17 protein-coding genes are annotated in these 14,843 nt (G+C 62.4%); 11 read left to right on the top strand and 6 right to left on the bottom strand.

Translation table 11 applies throughout. The features are described from left to right. Positions 1-28 precede the first annotated feature (28 nt). On the top strand, positions 29-1,549 hold the full coding sequence (locus C7I56_RS11500) for a L,D-transpeptidase family protein (protein WP_106640777.1): 1,521 nt from the start codon (positions 29-31) through the stop codon (positions 1,547-1,549). A gap of 15 nt (positions 1,550-1,564) precedes the next feature. Here the strand turns inward: C7I56_RS11500 and C7I56_RS12410 are convergent, their stop codons facing one another. Continuing rightward, positions 1,565-1,717, bottom strand: a complete 153-nt coding sequence (locus C7I56_RS12410; protein ID WP_158703114.1) for a hypothetical protein — start codon at positions 1,715-1,717, stop codon at positions 1,565-1,567. A gap of 266 nt (positions 1,718-1,983) precedes the next feature. Between C7I56_RS12410 and C7I56_RS11505 the strand changes: the two genes are divergently transcribed. Next, the gene (locus C7I56_RS11505) at positions 1,984-2,733 is read left to right on the top strand and encodes an outer membrane protein (protein ID WP_158703115.1); all 750 of its coding nucleotides are present in this window, start codon (positions 1,984-1,986) and stop codon (positions 2,731-2,733) included. Between the two features lie 84 nt (positions 2,734-2,817). On the opposite strand, the gene C7I56_RS11510 is transcribed toward C7I56_RS11505, so the two are convergent. Next, on the bottom strand, positions 2,818-3,087 hold the full coding sequence (locus C7I56_RS11510; protein WP_106640779.1) for a hypothetical protein: 270 nt from the start codon (positions 3,085-3,087) through the stop codon (positions 2,818-2,820). A 216-nt stretch (positions 3,088-3,303) separates the two neighbouring features. On the opposite strand from C7I56_RS11510, the gene C7I56_RS12415 reads away from it, so the two are divergent. The 3 genes from C7I56_RS12415 (at position 3,304) to lepA (ending at position 6,157) form a co-directional block, all read left to right on the top strand. Beyond that, the gene (locus C7I56_RS12415) at positions 3,304-3,480 is read left to right on the top strand and encodes a hypothetical protein (RefSeq protein WP_158703116.1); all 177 of its coding nucleotides are present in this window, start codon (positions 3,304-3,306) and stop codon (positions 3,478-3,480) included. Positions 3,481-3,543: 63 nt separating this feature from the next. Continuing rightward, positions 3,544-4,170, top strand: coding sequence for a D-Ala-D-Ala carboxypeptidase family metallohydrolase (locus C7I56_RS11515; protein ID WP_106640780.1), 627 nt, complete (start codon positions 3,544-3,546; stop codon positions 4,168-4,170). A gap of 166 nt (positions 4,171-4,336) precedes the next feature. Continuing rightward, positions 4,337-6,157: a translation elongation factor 4 gene (gene lepA / locus C7I56_RS11520; RefSeq protein WP_106640781.1), complete on the top strand. Its 1,821-nt coding sequence runs from the start codon at positions 4,337-4,339 to the stop codon at positions 6,155-6,157. Positions 6,158-6,308: 151 nt separating this feature from the next. Here the strand turns inward: lepA and C7I56_RS11525 are convergent, their stop codons facing one another. Both C7I56_RS11525 and C7I56_RS11530 read right to left on the bottom strand, forming a co-directional pair. Continuing rightward, complete coding sequence (locus C7I56_RS11525) at positions 6,309-6,608, bottom strand: CcdB family protein (protein WP_106640782.1); 300 nt, start codon at positions 6,606-6,608, stop codon at positions 6,309-6,311. Beyond that, entirely contained in the window at positions 6,608-6,859 is a 252-nt protein-coding gene (locus C7I56_RS11530) for a type II toxin-antitoxin system CcdA family antitoxin (RefSeq protein ID WP_106640898.1), read from the bottom strand. The genes C7I56_RS11525 and C7I56_RS11530 overlap by 1 nt, the downstream gene beginning before the upstream one ends. Before the next feature lie 233 nt (positions 6,860-7,092). Between C7I56_RS11530 and C7I56_RS11535 the strand changes: the two genes are divergently transcribed. Beyond that, on the top strand, positions 7,093-8,397 hold the full coding sequence (locus C7I56_RS11535; protein WP_106640899.1) for a hypothetical protein: 1,305 nt from the start codon (positions 7,093-7,095) through the stop codon (positions 8,395-8,397). A gap of 270 nt (positions 8,398-8,667) precedes the next feature. On the opposite strand, the gene C7I56_RS11540 is transcribed toward C7I56_RS11535, so the two are convergent. Beyond that, positions 8,668-9,645 (bottom strand): hypothetical protein, encoded by a 978-nt coding sequence (locus tag C7I56_RS11540; protein ID WP_158703117.1) that lies wholly within the window; start codon positions 9,643-9,645, stop codon positions 8,668-8,670. Positions 9,646-9,893: 248 nt separating this feature from the next. Further along, on the bottom strand, positions 9,894-10,433 hold the full coding sequence (locus C7I56_RS11545) for a hypothetical protein (RefSeq protein WP_106640784.1): 540 nt from the start codon (positions 10,431-10,433) through the stop codon (positions 9,894-9,896). A 178-nt stretch (positions 10,434-10,611) separates the two neighbouring features. On the opposite strand from C7I56_RS11545, the gene C7I56_RS11550 reads away from it, so the two are divergent. The 5 genes from C7I56_RS11550 to C7I56_RS11570 all read left to right on the top strand — a co-directional run bounded on the left by C7I56_RS11550 (position 10,612) and on the right by C7I56_RS11570 (position 14,781). After that, positions 10,612-10,818: a hypervirulence associated TUDOR domain-containing protein gene (locus C7I56_RS11550; RefSeq protein WP_106640785.1), complete on the top strand. Its 207-nt coding sequence runs from the start codon at positions 10,612-10,614 to the stop codon at positions 10,816-10,818. Positions 10,819-10,948: 130 nt separating this feature from the next. Then, the gene (locus tag C7I56_RS11555; protein ID WP_158703118.1) at positions 10,949-11,476 is read left to right on the top strand and encodes a hypothetical protein; all 528 of its coding nucleotides are present in this window, start codon (positions 10,949-10,951) and stop codon (positions 11,474-11,476) included. 3 nt (positions 11,477-11,479) lie between these two features. Further along, complete coding sequence (locus C7I56_RS11560; protein ID WP_106640787.1) at positions 11,480-12,061, top strand: GNAT family N-acetyltransferase; 582 nt, start codon at positions 11,480-11,482, stop codon at positions 12,059-12,061. A 42-nt stretch (positions 12,062-12,103) separates the two neighbouring features. Further along, positions 12,104-12,724 (top strand): phosphatase PAP2 family protein, encoded by a 621-nt coding sequence (locus C7I56_RS11565; RefSeq protein WP_106640788.1) that lies wholly within the window; start codon positions 12,104-12,106, stop codon positions 12,722-12,724. Positions 12,725-12,858: 134 nt separating this feature from the next. Then, positions 12,859-14,781, top strand: a complete 1,923-nt coding sequence (locus tag C7I56_RS11570; RefSeq protein WP_106640789.1) for a M1 family metallopeptidase — start codon at positions 12,859-12,861, stop codon at positions 14,779-14,781. The last annotated feature ends 62 nt before the right edge of the window (positions 14,782-14,843 follow it).

Genomic DNA, 14,843 nt, shown 5'->3' on the forward strand with positions numbered 1-14,843 from the left:
CAACTGAATCAGTTCTGTTGGAGTATCCATGCGTAAACATCTGGTGGGGGCTGCGCTGGCGGCCGTTCTGGCCGTCACGTCTGCATGCAGTTCGGGCGAAGACGGCAGCGGTCCGGTAGCTCAGCTCTCGGCTGAAGACCTCCGCGCTGCCGTCTCCAACGATCAGGCCCGCGCATTTTATGAAGCGCGCAACTGGCAGGCGGCATGGCCGGACGAGCAGGCCGCCGCGCTGGTCGAAAGGCTGAAGGACGCCCCACGTCACGGCCTCACCGCCGCCGACTTCCTTGGCGATGTCGACGCGGCCAAGTCCCCTGCGTCGCGGGAAGCGGCGCTCACCACGGCGGCTTTGCTTTACGGCAACGCGCTCGCGTATGGCCGCGCCGATCCGAAGAAGGTCGCGAAACTTTACACTGTCCCGGGTCCGGACACCGATGTCGCGGCTGGTCTGACGGCTGCTCTTGGCGAGGGCAAGGTTGGCGCATGGCTTGACGGCCTCGCGCCGCAGGACGCCGAATATCGCGCCCTGTCGGAAGCCTATCTCCAATATTCGCGGCAGGCGGCGGGGGCGGAGCGTCCCGCGGCAATCCCCGCGGGCGACGCCATCGATCCGGGCAGCCGTGACCCGCGCCTGCCCGCTATTGCCGCCGCCCTCCGCGCGCTTGGCTATGCAGAGCCTGCAACACCTGAAAATGCCGCCTCCGGGGCCAATTACGGCCCCGATCTCGTCACCGCTGTAAAGCGGCTTCAGGCCGATCACGGGCTGGAGCAGGACGGCGTGATCGGCGCCGATGTGCTGGCCGCGCTGAATGGCGGCGCAGCGGAACGCGCCCGTATCCTTGCAATCAATCTCGAGCGTCGCCGGTGGCTACAGCGCACGCCGCCCGCCACGCGTATCGACGTCAATACGGCTGCCGCCTTCCTCGATTATATCCGCGACGGAAAAGGGGTGGATCGCCGCGTCGTCGTTGTCGGGCAATCCGGGTGGGAAACACCGCAACTCGGTTCGCCGATTACCCGGCTGGTTGCCAACCCACCGTGGAATGTACCTGAATCAATAGAAACCAAGGAACTGATGCCCAAGGGCGCGGCTTATCTTGCCCGCAATAATTTCACGCGCAAGGATGGGCGGCTTGTTCAAGAAGCGGGGCCGACATCGGCGCTGGGACTTGTCAAGTTCGACATGGACAATCCCCACGCCATCTACCTTCACGACACGCCTTCAAAAGCCGCGTTCAAAGAAGCGGAACGCCATATGAGCCATGGTTGTGTGCGGGTGCTCGACGCGATCGGCTTTGCGCGTCTCATCGCCGATCATGAGGGCCAGCTGGACGCCTTTAACCGTGCGCTTGCATCCGGCAAGGAGACCTTCGTGCCCCTTCCGCGGCAGATCCCGGTGCGCCTCCTCTACCACACCGCTTTCGTCGAAAATGGCGCGGTCCGCTTCCGGCCCGACGTCTATGGCTGGGATGAGGATCTCGCCAACGCGCTCGGCATGGAAAAACGTTCACGGCCAGTGGCCCGCAAGCATGTCGGGGATACCGGGCCCTGAGGGGGCCTGCGGTCCTTAGCGGAAGAACAACCCCTGCCAGCCCAGCGCCATGAAATGCTGGTAGAGGTCTTTCGCCTCTGCGGTCGCCATGAACTGATAATAGCCGTCGAACGCGAAATTGTCGACGGTCAGACAGACGATGAGAGAGACGAGAACCGCTTTCAGCATGGCTGAGACCCTAACCAAACAAGGTTAATTCTTCCTGAAACATTGCGCGGCTCTTTCCCACGCCGGCACGTTTATTTCAATCCTCACAATGCAATGCGCGGTCTGGCGGGATTGGGGCGGGCGGACAAAGCATGACGCGCTGCCAGCCCCAATTGAGGGAACCATACCCTGATCGGGGTATGACGACTTTTACCCACACCCCTAAGGCGCCCGGCGCGAAGGCCCGCTCGCGGCCTTTTCGCCTATCCAATCATCGGGGGAATATTATGTTCAAGTTCAAGCTCGTTTCGGCCGTGGCGCTGGCCGCCGGCCTCGCCGCTCCGGTTGCGGCGCAGAATTCGGAGCCGAATGACGGCCGCGGCTTCTATGTGGCCGCAGGCATCGGCATTGCGTCGGTACAGGACACGGATGCGGTCATCTATGACGATGGCGGCACGTTCGGCGGCACGGGCGAAACCGATACGGCGAGCGCCACTTACGGGTTCAAGAACGCGGCGGCTTTGCGCGGCACGCTCGGCTATGATTTCGGCATGTTCCGCGGCGATCTCGAAATCGACTATTCGCGCAACAAGGTGACCGCCCTCACCCTCAACGCCATCAACGGCACCGACGTCACGATCGACGAGGAAGAAGGCGAAGAAATTTGCGACTATCTCGAAATCGAAGGCTGCTCGGTTTCCGGCAATACCATCCGCTATGACGGCGGCCGCGTGCGCCAGCTGAGCGCGCTTGCCAACGTTTGGGTCGATGTGCCGCTCGGCGGATCGATCACGCCTTATGCTGGCGGTGGCCTTGGCATCAGCGGTTTCGAAGTGGACGGCGAAGGCAAGGCACGCTTCGCCTGGCAGCTTGGCGCGGGCGCCGCGTTCAACTTGACGAGCAGCATCGCCATCACCGCCGACTATCGCCATCGTCAGGCGAAGCGCGCGGAAATCACGTGGGATGACGTATCGGGCATGACCGTTGCGAAGGTTAAGACCAACACCTTCGCCCTCGGCCTGCGCGCGACCTTCTGATCTCGCGACTGATGCAGATGTGAAAGGAGGCTGGATGGTCGCCCCATCCAGCCTCCTTTTTCGCGCGGGGGAGCGCGATTTGTTTTACTGAACGTTGGTCGTTGCGGCGTTGATGTCCGCGTCGTCCACCGCTTCTTCCTTGGCTTCACCGGTTTCGCGCAGCGCGTCGGCCTGGTTTTCCAGGCTTTCTTCGCGCACTTCATTGGTGGTGTTTTCAGCCATGGCGTCGAGCTGGTCCGCCTGGTTGTCATATGCGTCGGCGATGTTGTCGCCAGCCGCATCGTCACCCTGGCCGCCGCACGCAGCAAGCGCCAGGAAGGCCGCACCAACAAGAGCTTTGGAAATCATTTTCATGGCAAAATGCCCCTCTGTTCATTCACCGAAAGGAAATAACGTCCGCACCGGACGCCACCGCGTCATCGCGGCCAACCTTCCAGGGGGCGTCAATGCCCGGATCGGGAAATGGTTCCGCGCACGCAATGTCGGATGCTGGCCACGGCCGGACTTGATGTGGATCAACGCTGCGGAACTTCCCCGCTGCTATGGCCTCCCTTTGACGGAAGGGCGCGCGTGGACGACGATCTGGAATTCTACGCGAAACGCGCCGGAGAGGAGCTTCGCGCCGCGGCTGATGCGCCGTCTGTCGAGGCCCGCCAGCGCCACCGCCTTCTCGCCCAACATTATGCCATGTTGATCGAGCAGGCTGCCGCCCGTGACGGAGAAGTTGGCGGAAACAGCTCGTCCTGACCAGAGGACCGTTCGCGGGCCAAAGGGGTTCACATCCGCGCTTCATACCCTATCTTCCATGCCATGCGCTTTTTCGCTGCGTTTATCGCGCTGGTATCACTTGCCTTTTCTACACCATCCACCGCCCAGACCATGGCGGAGGGGCAGAGTCATGCCGACTATCTCGCCTGGCTTGCCCGCGATCCGGGGGCCCGCGCACAGGTCATTTCTTTCAAGACTTTCCTTGATACGAAGGATCTCGACGAAGTTCTCCCCACTTGGCAGCTCGTGCGCACCGCCAGTATGTGGCGGGAGTGCAATGGCCCGCGCTTCGAAGTCGCGCCGTTCACCGAATGGGATCACCTCGCCAAAACGCTTGCCTTCGTGAAGACCCACGTCCAGCCGGTCGTCGGCCCGGTCGAGGCCCTGTCCGGCTTCCGCAACGAAGGCCTGAACCAATGCGCGGGCGGCGCGAAGCAAAGCGCGCACCGCCATTTCTATGCGCTCGATCTAACGCCGCTCGAACCGATCGGCCGCGCTGGCATGATCCGCAGCGTCTGTTCGATCCACGCCTTTCGCGGCCGCGACTATGACATCGGCCTCGGCTTCTACTCCGGCATGCGTTTCCACGTGGACAGCAAGGGCTTCCGCATGTGGGGCCCCGACGGCAAAGGCGCGACCAGCCCCTGCGCTACAGGCAATTACGGCTAGCTCGCCTTTATCCAAACCCCGCTAGTCGTGAGCCAGTCGAAGGACGGAACCAGCTGGAACGGGCTTCGACAAGCTCAGCCCTAGCGGGCTAGGAGATGCATGCACCCCCCTTCGCTTTTCGCGCAGCCCCTGCTATCGCGCCCCAAATTTCTCTCGCGAAAAGCCCATGACTGACCTTAGCAAGATCCGCAATTTTTCCATCATTGCCCATATCGATCATGGGAAGTCGACGCTGGCTGACCGGCTGATCCAGCGGACGGGGGGGCTGACCGACCGCGAGATGTCGGCGCAGGTGCTCGATAATATGGATATCGAAAAGGAGCGCGGGATCACGATCAAGGCGCAGACGGTGCGGCTCGACTACACCGCCCGCGACGGCCAATCCTATATCCTGAACCTGATGGACACGCCCGGCCACGTGGACTTTGCCTATGAAGTGTCGCGCTCTTTGGCCGCGTGCGAGGGCGCGCTGCTGGTGGTGGACGCCGCGCAGGGTGTGGAGGCGCAAACGCTCGCCAACGTCTATCAATCGATCGAGCACGACCATGAAATCGTGCCGGTGATCAACAAGATCGACCTCCCCGCCGCGGAGCCGGAAAAGGTGAAGGCGGAGATCGAGGACATTATCGGCCTGCCCGCCGACGAGGCGGTGCTCGCGTCCGCGAAGAGCGGCATCGGCATCGACGAGATCCTGGAAGCCATCGTCACCAAAATCCCGCCCCCCAAGGGCGATCGCGACGCGCCGCTAAAGGCGATGCTCGTGGACTCATGGTATGACCCCTACCTTGGCGTCGTGATCCTCATTCGCGTCATCGACGGCGTGATCAAGAAGGGCCAGAACATCAAGTTCATGCAGGCCGGCACCCAGCATCTGGTCGACCGCGTCGGCGCATTCCGCCCGAAGATCGAAAACCTGCCCGAGCTTGGCCCCGGCGAAGTCGGCTTCATCACCGCGCAGATCAAGGAAATCGCCCAGACCCGCGTCGGCGACACGATCACCGACGTGAAAAAGCCCGCGGCCCAGGCGCTGGAAGGCTTCAAGGAAGTGCAGCCCGTGGTGTTCTGCGGCCTCTTCCCGGTCGACGCCAACGATTTCGAAAAGCTGCGCGAAAGCATCTCCAAGCTCCGCCTCAACGACGCCAGCTTCTCCTTCGAAATGGAAAGCAGCGCGGCATTGGGCTTCGGCTTCCGCTGCGGTTTCCTCGGCCTCCTCCACCTCGAGATCATTCAGGAGCGGCTGACCCGCGAATATGACCTCGACCTCATCACCACGGCGCCTAGCGTCGTCTATCGCCTGCACCTGCGGCACACGAAGGATGAGGCCGCGAAGACGATTGAATTGCACAACCCGGCCGACATGCCCGATCCCAACCGGATCGAAAGCATCGAGGAACCGTGGATCGAAGCGACCATCTACGTCCCCGACGAATATCTGGGGCCCATCCTGAAGCTCTGCCAGGACCGCCGCGGCATCCAGAAGAATTTGACCTATGTCGCGGGCCGCGCGCAACTCACCTACGAACTGCCGCTCAACGAAGTCGTCTTCGACTTTTACGACCGCCTGAAGAGCATCAGCCGCGGCTATGCGAGCTTCGACTATCACCAGATCGGCCACCGCGAGGGCGACCTTGTGAAGATGAACATCCTGGTGAATGCCGAACCCGTCGACGCCCTCTCCATGATCGTCCACCGCAGCCAGGCCGAAGCGCGCGGCCGCCACATGTGCGAGCGCCTGAAGGACCTGATCCCCCGCCACCTCTTCAAAATCCCGATCCAGGCCGCGATCGGCGGCAAGGTGATCGCCCGCGAAACCATCGCCGCGCTGCGCAAGGACGTGACCGCCAAATGCTATGGCGGCGACGCCACGCGTAAGCGGAAGTTGCTTGAGAAGCAGAAGGAAGGCAAGAAGCGGATGCGGGAATATGGGTCGGTGTCCATTCCGCAGGAGGCCTTCATTGCTGCCTTGAGGATGGGTGATGAAAGCTAAGCCTCTCTCCCCTTGTGGGAGAGAGGTTGGAGAGAGGGGTGCGGCCGAAGCGGCTCGACGCCGCTGAGGACGCTTCCATACCTATCGTAAGGGAAAAAGGCAGGGCTTCGACAAGCTCAGCCCGAACGGACCTTGCGCGTATATGGGGCGCTCAAACCCCGGTCAGCAGCAAATCAAGCGCGTTCTGGATCTCATGCCCGTGCTCGGCAAGCGAGACCACTTTCTCCCCAAGCTCGCGCAACTCCACGGCGGCGGCATATTGCGTGACCATGACGTGGGAAATGCCCGCAATCTCGAACAGGGGATTGAGGCGCCCGGCGGGACGCGGCGCCGCGTCCCGAGGCAAAAGCGGCACCACGAAACGCGTATTGAGACTGTCGAGCAGATCAGCCTGGCAATCCAGAAGATAGCCCTCTCCGCTGGCGCGGCGATGCACATCGTATCGCGCCATCAGAACAGGCGCTTCCCCGCCAGGGGAAGGCCATGCGCCTCGACGAAAGCATTGGACGAGTCGAGCGCCGCCTTATTCTCCTCGATCCAGCGCTCAGCGCGCTTTTCCCTGATGGTTTCGACCAGCCCCCGTTCGCATGCCTGCGAAATATTGATGCCAAGCGCCCGCGCTTCGGCAAGACGCACCGCATTGAGCGAGACGTTGGTGGGGCGGCGGGCGGTGCTGACAGGGGCGGATGCTTGCTGGGACATGCACATAGATTATGCACATAGGGCGTGGTGTTCAAGGGCAAGCCGTACTGCTCAGCGCAGGCGAAGCAACGCGCAAGTTAGCGCCCTTCAACACGCTCATGAGGCGGGGTGACCAACCCTGTTCGGTCGGCCCCATCCACCGACGACGCGGCTTTGTCGCGACGCAGCTCCAAAGCCATGACGCCTTGCCAGAATAACTAGAAATGGTAGCCTCGCGTCATTCGGGGGATGCTATGGCGATTAGAAACCTTCCACTCAATGCACTAGAAGTAAATCGCGCCAATGATCGGCATGGCGAGCTAGAGAACGAGACAGCTGCTATTGCTTGGCTCTTTAAAGAGCGCGAACAGCATATGCGCAACCTTACGAAAGACATTGTGGATCGTAGAGAAATTTATGAGTTTCCGTTGGTTTCACCCGAAAAGGACAAGTTCACTGTTTTTGACGGAAACCGACGTGTAACCTGTCTTAAGCTCCTCGAAAATCCGCGGCGAGCCCCGACCGTCGAGCTTCAGATGTTCTTCCAGGAACAACGCAATCGCTGGACCGGGTCGTTTCCTAAAAACTTCCAATGTCAGATAGAGGTCGATCGGGATCGGATCGACGCAATTCTGTTTCGTCGGCATACTGGCACGCAAAACGGCGTTGGCCAGAGCACTTGGGACGACCGAATGAAGGCGACCTTTGTCTCTCGCACTGGAAAGGGCAATGGCCCAAGTGTCGCTGACGAAATTGAAAAGCGTCTGGCAGATGCACACCTCCTGCCGTCGCGCAGAAAGATTCCCCGCTCTACGCTTAACCGTCTGCTTTCAGCGGAGCCCTTTAGGAACCGCGTCGGCATTAGCATGAAGGGGGGCCGGTTTGAGTTCACTCATGATGAAGCTACATCCCTCGGCGCGCTCGCCAGAATTGCACAAGATCTCGCAAACCGGGAAATCGTGCTCGGTCACTTGTGGGATGTCGACGGAAAAGAGTCCTACCTTAATAAGCTCGAAAGCGAAGGGGTTCTTCCGGACGCCCGCCACGCGAAAGAGAAGGACAGCATCACGAAGGTTGTGCCAAGGCTGACAAAGCCGAAGCCAACCGCGAAGGCCGTACCGATCGTCCGCTCAACGCTTATCCCGCAGAAGGACTTCGGACTCTCCTGGCCCGGTCGCCTTCAGCGTCACCATCAAATTTGGGAAGAGCTTCAGTTTCATCTCGAACTGAGAAAGCATCCGAACGCAGTATCGGTGTTGCTTCGCGTCCTGCTTGAGCTTGCCTTGGAGAACTATATCAAAGAGGCCAAGGTCTCAGTTTACGATAATGACAAGCTTGCCGCACGATTAGACAAGGTTGGCCTCCACCTCCAGGCTGCGGGTAAAATCGATAACAAGCAGGTGGACGTAATCCGCAAATTCAAACAGGGTGACAAACTTGTCTCGGCGGACACTTTAAACCGATACGTTCACTCCCCGAATTTTGCACCGTCGCCCGAACATCTCGCATCAATGTGGGACAGCTTGGCAGACGTGATTGTATTATGCCTGAAGGCCTGACTTTTTCTGCGTGAAGGATTCCTATTTCCGAGATTCGGGAGACAGGTCCTGTTACTTCATCTCGATCAGAAATTTAGGCATGCCTTGGCTTTTAAACCAAGCCTGAAGGCTCGGCGGGAAGCTTTGGATAGCGTTGCCGTATAGCCGTCACGGGAGTAAATCCCGTGACGTCAGTCCTGTCGCCTCCGCTTTGCTCCCGGCGCAGGCTGGCCGCCCTTAGACAGGCTCAGGACAGGCGGCTCCGCATCTCTCGACCAAGGTGAAGCGGCTCTACGCGTCGGTCGCCTTGCTCTCGGTGCTTTGTCGGCGTTCCCAATCTGCCCGCGCCTCTGCCTCCCAAAGGACTTGCGCCTTGGCGGCTTCCGCGCGTTGTCTGGCCAGCATCGCTTGATGTTCCTTGCTGGTGATGCCGGTGCCGCCCGTGAAGCTGTCGCACGGGCCGAGGCTGTAGCGGCCGCAATCGGTGAGGCGATCGGCGGGGGTCGGCTTTGGGCGCGGGGGTTCGCCGTTCCTTTCCCACATGTCGCGGCGGACTTCGTCGAGCAGGCGCGAGAAGGGGGTTTCGGCGATGCTGCGGATGTCGTGCCCATTTTCTTCGCGAAACTGGTTGACGACCGCGAAGCCATCCTTGCCCATGAGGTCGAGCATCACTTCGACGAATGTGAGCTGCCGGACGTAGAGATCGGCGGCGGCGATGTCGCCGGACAGTCGCGCTTTGCGCTCCGCGTGCAGCTTCAGCACATATTTGTGGAGGGTGGCGGCGACGAAGGCGGTCTTGGCTTCATCGCTACACGCTTCCGGTTCCGGCGGCGCGGCGTGGGCCGATGCGCGGGAGGCGGCGCGGCTCCATGGCTGGGGCGGGGCCCAGGCGGCGTGGCGCTGCGCTTCGACGATGCCGTGGGCGACGCGGCGGGTGCCGCTTTCCTTTGCGATGGCCATGGCGGCATCCCAGGCGGCGGCGAAGCTTTCCCCGCCCGGCGCCTTGCGCAGCTGTTCCGCGCCGAAGGGGGCGCTGCCGACCGCGGCGGCGGCGCGGCGGGGGGAGCCGGTGGCGGCAAGGGCGGCGATGAAGGCCCTTTGCCGATCCGCATTCCAGCCATCCACCCGCTCCTTCTTGCGCGGCACGGGGGTGAAGGTGAGGGCCGGGAAGCGGGCGAAGGGATCCTCGCCGGGGGCGCCCTGCGCGGCGCAGCGGTCGCAGTGGAGGGTGAGGATCGCGGCGGCGGGCGTGCTGTCATGGTTTGTCATGACAGGGGTATATAACCAGATTGGTTGATGTAGGAAAATGTGGGTGGGGGCGCGGTTTTTTCGTCACCCTGAACTTGGTTCAGGGTCCATGGCGGGACCAGGCGTGTTGACCGCTGGATGGATGCTGAAACGAGTTCAGCATGACGGTGGGGGGGGCGTCACGGGGGTTAGTCCCCCAACCACCGACGGGCGCCCAAGGAGCGGCGTCGGCTTTGCCGTCGGGCTCCTTGGGCTCGGCGTGCTACGGCTTAATAGGCCTCGCTGGTCATCTTCGCGCGCGAAGAGCTGTGGCCGCCATAGCGGTAGAGGATGTCGCGGGCGCGTTCGGGGTCTAGGCCGCTGCCTGTCGGATCGACCGAGACGAAGACGCCGCCTTCCTTCATGTGGCTGCTATAATAATCGGCGTCTTCCTTCGATACGCCGTGCTTGGTCAGCACTTCGTTCAATGTGCCGCCGACGGCACCGGCCAGCGCGCCGATCGCGGCGGCTTCGGGCGCGGCGGAAGCGGCGATGGCGCCGAAGGCCGCGAGCGGGCCGACGCCCGGAATGGCGAGCGCCGCGACGCCGAGGCCCGCGCCAAGGGCTCCACCGCCGAGGATGCCGCGCAGGACGTTGCGGTGATGCTCGTCGGTAATCTCGCCATCGCCGGTGCGGGTGGTGGTGGTGCCTTCATGATGGGCGATGACGGAAAAGTCGCTGTCGCGGGCGCCCATGCTGCGCAATTCGGACACGGCGCGCTCGGCTTCGGCATGGCTGTCGAACACAGCCGTTACGGGGGTGGTCTGCATGTTCTCTCCTGACGATTGTTACCGGGACGCGTGGGCGCGTCCGCTGCCGGGAGAACTTGGGGGCGCGGCGGCGGTTGCTCGGTTCGTCGGATGGGAGAACGGGTCGTCGCTTTGGCAAGTGGCATAAGGCACTTTGCCGCGCCTTTCCCCGTTATCGTCCCTCGGAAAGGATCGATATATGGCCAGGGATTTGAAGGCGGGTGACAAGGTTTCGTGGAAAAGCCACGGCGGGACGGCGCATGGGAAGGTGGTGAAGAAGCAGACTTCGCCAACCACGATCAAGGGCCACAAGGTCGCCGCGTCGAAGGATGCACCGCAGTTCATCGTCGAGACGGACGAGGGGAAGAAGGCCGCGCACAAGGCGGGAGCGCTAACCAAGGGCTGAGCGGGGCTTGCCTGTTCGTCAATGAAAGCGCGGCTTTCGTCGCGCGGCATTTGCGGTATCGCGCAAATTCGGTTGGGATGCCATGTTGAACGGCAAAGGCCGTGCTTATGAAATCGACCGGGAGACTGAAATGAGCCGCACTACCCTTGCCGCCCTCACCGTGCTTCTCGCCGCGACGCCCGTCATGGCAGCGCAGCAGGCCGTAACCACCGCCGACGTCCCTGCCGCTCCGCAAGCTGAGGCTCCGCAAGCTGCGGCGCCCGCCAACACGCAGGTGTCCTGCCCTCAATTGCTGGCCGACATCGACGCGGCGAATGCCGAGCTCAACAAATCGCAGGCGGACATGCAGGCGCTCGCCATGAGCTCATCCATGACCGCGCGCCCATCGATCGGCGCGTCGGCGGGCAAGCAGGTCGGCAATATGGCGAAGAGCGCCATATCCAGCATCGCGGGCGCGTTCCTGCCCGGCGTGGGCGGCATCGTCAGTTCGGGCCTTTCGGCGATGGGATCGGGCGGGTCCAACCCCAACGCGGCTGCTGACAAGATGATGAGCGCGCTTCAACCCGCGCTCGACAAGCATACTGAAAGCCTGCAAAAACTCGACCAGCTTGAAGGCCGCTACCGCCTGCACTGCGTACCCGCCGCTCCCGCGCAATAAAGGATGGATCTGCTCAGGGAGGTATTGGAAGGCAATCATATCCGCCTTGAACCGGTGGACGAGCATCATCGCGGCGAGATGGAGATGATGGTTTCCGGCGATCCGGCGGCGTGGGACGTGCTCCTGACCAACGGCCAGGGCGAAGCGTTTGACGGCTATTTCAAGGAAATGTGCGGGCCGACGGCGGCTCCCGGGCGGATTGCCTTTGCCATCCGGCGCAAGGCGGACGACAGGATTGTTGGCACGACGAGCTATTACGATATCGCGCCGAGCCACGGCACCGTCGAGATTGGCGGCACTTATTATCATGCGGATGCGCGGGGCACGCTGGTCAATCCGGAGGCCAAATATCTTTTGCTTCGTCATGCTTTCGAACGCGGCGCCAATCGCGTCCAACTGCGCACCGACGCGCGCAACGGCCGCAGCCAGGCGGCGATCGCGAAACTGGGCGCGGTGCGCGAAGGCGTGATCCGGCGCCAGTTCATCACCTGGAACGGCCATCCCCGCGACAGCGTCATCTATTCGATCATCGCGGAGGAATGGCCGACGGTGAAGGCCAACCTGGAGGCCAGGCTCGGGCGCTGATTGAAAGGCGGCACCAAAAGGGCATCTGCCCGTTCTCGCGGCATGAGCAGCAAGAGCGCAGGCAAATCGCGGGGCAAATCGGGGCGCGGCCGAACCAGGATCGAAAAGGCCGACGTCGCCGTCGCCAAGGCGCTGGTGCCGCATCAGGACCATCCGGTCATGCGCACTATCGCGGCGATAGCGGATATCGGCGATCAGCCCCCGCTTCAGGCCCTGTCTTGGAGCGTACTTGCCGCCGGCCTCGTCACGCGCAAGCCCCGCCTCGCCAAAGCCGGTGCGCGGATGATCGTCGCCCACCTCTTCGCAACGGTTGCGAAGGACATGGTGAAACACCGGGTCGACCGTACGCGCCCCCATGTGCTGGAAGAGCGCGATTACGAAATGAAGAAGGGCAAGCGAAAGGACAGGGAATTGACCTCCTTCCCGTCCGGCCACACGGCTGGCGCGGTTGCCGTGGCCCAGGCCTTCGCCCGTGCCTATCCCGAATATCGCACCCCGGCGCTCGGTGCCGCAGGCGTCGTCGCGCTGGCCCAAATCCCGCGCTGCGCCCATTATCCGACCGACGTCGGGGCAGGCGCGGCCATCGGTGTCGCCGCCGAATGGGTGGTCGACCGCCTGCTGCGCATCGATGACGAAGGACAGGCCCCGTATTTGCGAGCGTAGCGAAGCAATCCATTGGCCGGTGCCGCTGGATTGCTTCGTCGTTACGCTCCTCGCAATGACGAGTCTCAGGTGCTGGCCTTCGCGACCCGCTTGTTCTAGCGTCCACCACAATTCCCTAATTGAGGAGCCCCTTCGTGACCCCACGCCTTTCCGTTTTGTTGTTGTCCGGTGCCGCCATCTTCTCGCTCGCAGCCTGCTCGCCCGCAACGCAGGGTGGAGGACAGGTTGAAACGGCAGGGCAGGTCGCGCCGATCCTCGATGCAGCGGACGCAAAGGACGTCCATTCCTATGCCCGTCCGGAAATCGCGCGGGTTACACACATGGCGCTCGACCTCACCGCCGATTTCGCGGCGAAGCGCATTGGCGGCACCGCGACCCTCGATGTACAGGCTGCGCCGGGCGCGAAGGAAATCATCCTCGACAGCAAGGGCCTGGAAATTCTGAAGGTAACGGACGGCAATGGCCGCGCGCTCGAATATGCGCTTGGCACCGCAGATCCGACCTTGGGCGCGCCGCTCACCATCCAGCTGAACGGCGCGAACAAGGTCGCGATATCCTATGGCAGCGCCCCGGATGCCGCCGCGCTGCAATGGCTTGCGCCTGAACAGACGGCTGGCAAGAAATTGCCCTTCCTGTTCAGCCAGGGCCAGGCGATCCTCAACCGCACCTGGATCCCGACGCAGGATAGCCCCGGCATCCGCCAGACCTGGGAAGCGCGGATCACCGTGCCCGACAATATGGTCGCGGTGATGAGCGGTGACCGGCTGACCCCCAATGGCGAAAAGGTGGAAGGCGGCAAGGCCTATCGCTTCAAGATGGACAAGCCGGTCGCCCCCTATCTGGTCGCGATCGCGGTCGGCGACCTCGCCTTCCAGCAGCTTGGGCCCCGCACCGGCGTCTTTGCCGAGCCCGCGACGCTCAAGGCGTCCGCCTACGAACTCGCCGATACCGAGAAGATGGTCGAGGCCGCAGAGGCGCTTTACGGCCCATATCGCTGGGGCCGCTACGACATGATCGTCCTGCCACCCGCTTTCCCGTTCGGCGGCATGGAAAATCCGACGCTCACCTTCCTTACCCCCACGATGATCGCGGGCGACCGGTCGCTTGTCTCCCTCATCGCGCATGAATTGGCGCATAGCTGGTCGGGCAATCTCGTCACCAATGCAGCCTGGGCCGATTTCTGGCTCAATGAAGGCTTCACCGTCTATTTCGAGGGCCGCATCATGGAGGCGCTCTACGGCAAGGAGCGCGCCGATCAGCTGATCTCGCTCGGCTGGGATTCGATGCAGGCGACGATCACCGACCTTGGCGGGGCGCAGGCCCCCGGCACGCGCCTTCACCTCGACCTCAAAGGCAGCGATCCCGACGACGGGATGAACGACATCGCTTATGAAAAGGGCGCGGCCTTCCTGCGCACGATCGAACAGACTGTGGGCCGTGCGCGCTTCGACGCCTGGCTGCGCGGCTATTTCGACCGCTACGCCTTCCAACCGACCAGTGCGTCGCGATTCCTTGAAGATATCCGCGCGAATCTCGTCAAGGGCGATAGCGCGCTCGAGCAGAAATTGATGCTCGACCAATGGGTCTATCAGCCCGGCCTGCCGTCCAATGTCGCCCCGCCGCCCACCGCCGCCTTTGCGGCCGTCGATCAGGCGGTGAAGGCTTTTTCCGCGGGCGGACCGGTCAGCGCCGTCCCTTATCAGGATTGGGAAACGGCCGAGCGCCTTCGCTTCCTCAACGGCATTCCGCGCTCACAATCGAAGGAGCGCCTTGCCGAACTCGACCGCGCCTTCAGCCTCAACGCGTCGGGGAATAGCGAAATCCTGTTCGCCTGGCTGCAGCTCGCCATCGCCAACCGCTACGATCCGGCGGCCCCCGCGCTCGACAAATTCCTGTCGAGCATGGGCCGCCGCAAGTTCGTCGCGCCGCTTTTCCAGTCGCTCGTCGCGCAAGGGGATTGGGGCAAGGCGATCGCCACCCGCATCTATGGCAAGACGCGGTCCACCTATCACAGCGTCACCTACAATACGGTCGATGCGACGCTGAAAGGATCGTGATTGTCCCTAAAGCCGCGTTAACCAAGCGTCAAAACTCTGCCCCTATTCCGGGTTGATTAGGA

The organism is Allosphingosinicella vermicomposti (assembly GCF_003012815.1).
GTDB lineage: Bacteria > Pseudomonadota > Alphaproteobacteria > Sphingomonadales > Sphingomonadaceae > Allosphingosinicella > Allosphingosinicella vermicomposti.

Bases quoted from the DNA above. Each gene is read 5' to 3' on its own strand.
- C7I56_RS11555 (WP_158703118.1), top strand. From the start codon at position 10,949: ATGAGCCGCACTACCCTTGCCGCCCTCACCGTGCTTCTCGCCGCGACG.
- lepA (WP_106640781.1), top strand. From the start codon at position 4,337: ATGACTGACCTTAGCAAGATCCGCAATTTTTCCATCATTGCCCATATC.
- C7I56_RS11505 (WP_158703115.1), top strand. From the start codon at position 1,984: ATGTTCAAGTTCAAGCTCGTTTCGGCCGTGGCGCTGGCCGCCGGCCTC.
- C7I56_RS11545 (WP_106640784.1), bottom strand. From the start codon at position 10,433: ATGCAGACCACCCCCGTAACGGCTGTGTTCGACAGCCATGCCGAAGCC.
- C7I56_RS11525 (WP_106640782.1), bottom strand. From the start codon at position 6,608: ATGGCGCGATACGATGTGCATCGCCGCGCCAGCGGAGAGGGCTATCTT.
- C7I56_RS11535 (WP_106640899.1), top strand. From the start codon at position 7,093: ATGGCGATTAGAAACCTTCCACTCAATGCACTAGAAGTAAATCGCGCC.
- C7I56_RS11560 (WP_106640787.1), top strand. From the start codon at position 11,480: ATGGATCTGCTCAGGGAGGTATTGGAAGGCAATCATATCCGCCTTGAA.
- C7I56_RS11565 (WP_106640788.1), top strand. From the start codon at position 12,104: ATGAGCAGCAAGAGCGCAGGCAAATCGCGGGGCAAATCGGGGCGCGGC.
- C7I56_RS11530 (WP_106640898.1), bottom strand. From the start codon at position 6,859: ATGTCCCAGCAAGCATCCGCCCCTGTCAGCACCGCCCGCCGCCCCACC.
- C7I56_RS11540 (WP_158703117.1), bottom strand. From the start codon at position 9,645: ATGACAAACCATGACAGCACGCCCGCCGCCGCGATCCTCACCCTCCAC.
- C7I56_RS11515 (WP_106640780.1), top strand. From the start codon at position 3,544: ATGCGCTTTTTCGCTGCGTTTATCGCGCTGGTATCACTTGCCTTTTCT.
- C7I56_RS11510 (WP_106640779.1), bottom strand. From the start codon at position 3,087: ATGAAAATGATTTCCAAAGCTCTTGTTGGTGCGGCCTTCCTGGCGCTT.
- C7I56_RS11550 (WP_106640785.1), top strand. From the start codon at position 10,612: ATGGCCAGGGATTTGAAGGCGGGTGACAAGGTTTCGTGGAAAAGCCAC.
- C7I56_RS12410 (WP_158703114.1), bottom strand. From the start codon at position 1,717: ATGCTGAAAGCGGTTCTCGTCTCTCTCATCGTCTGTCTGACCGTCGAC.
- C7I56_RS11500 (WP_106640777.1), top strand. From the start codon at position 29: ATGCGTAAACATCTGGTGGGGGCTGCGCTGGCGGCCGTTCTGGCCGTC.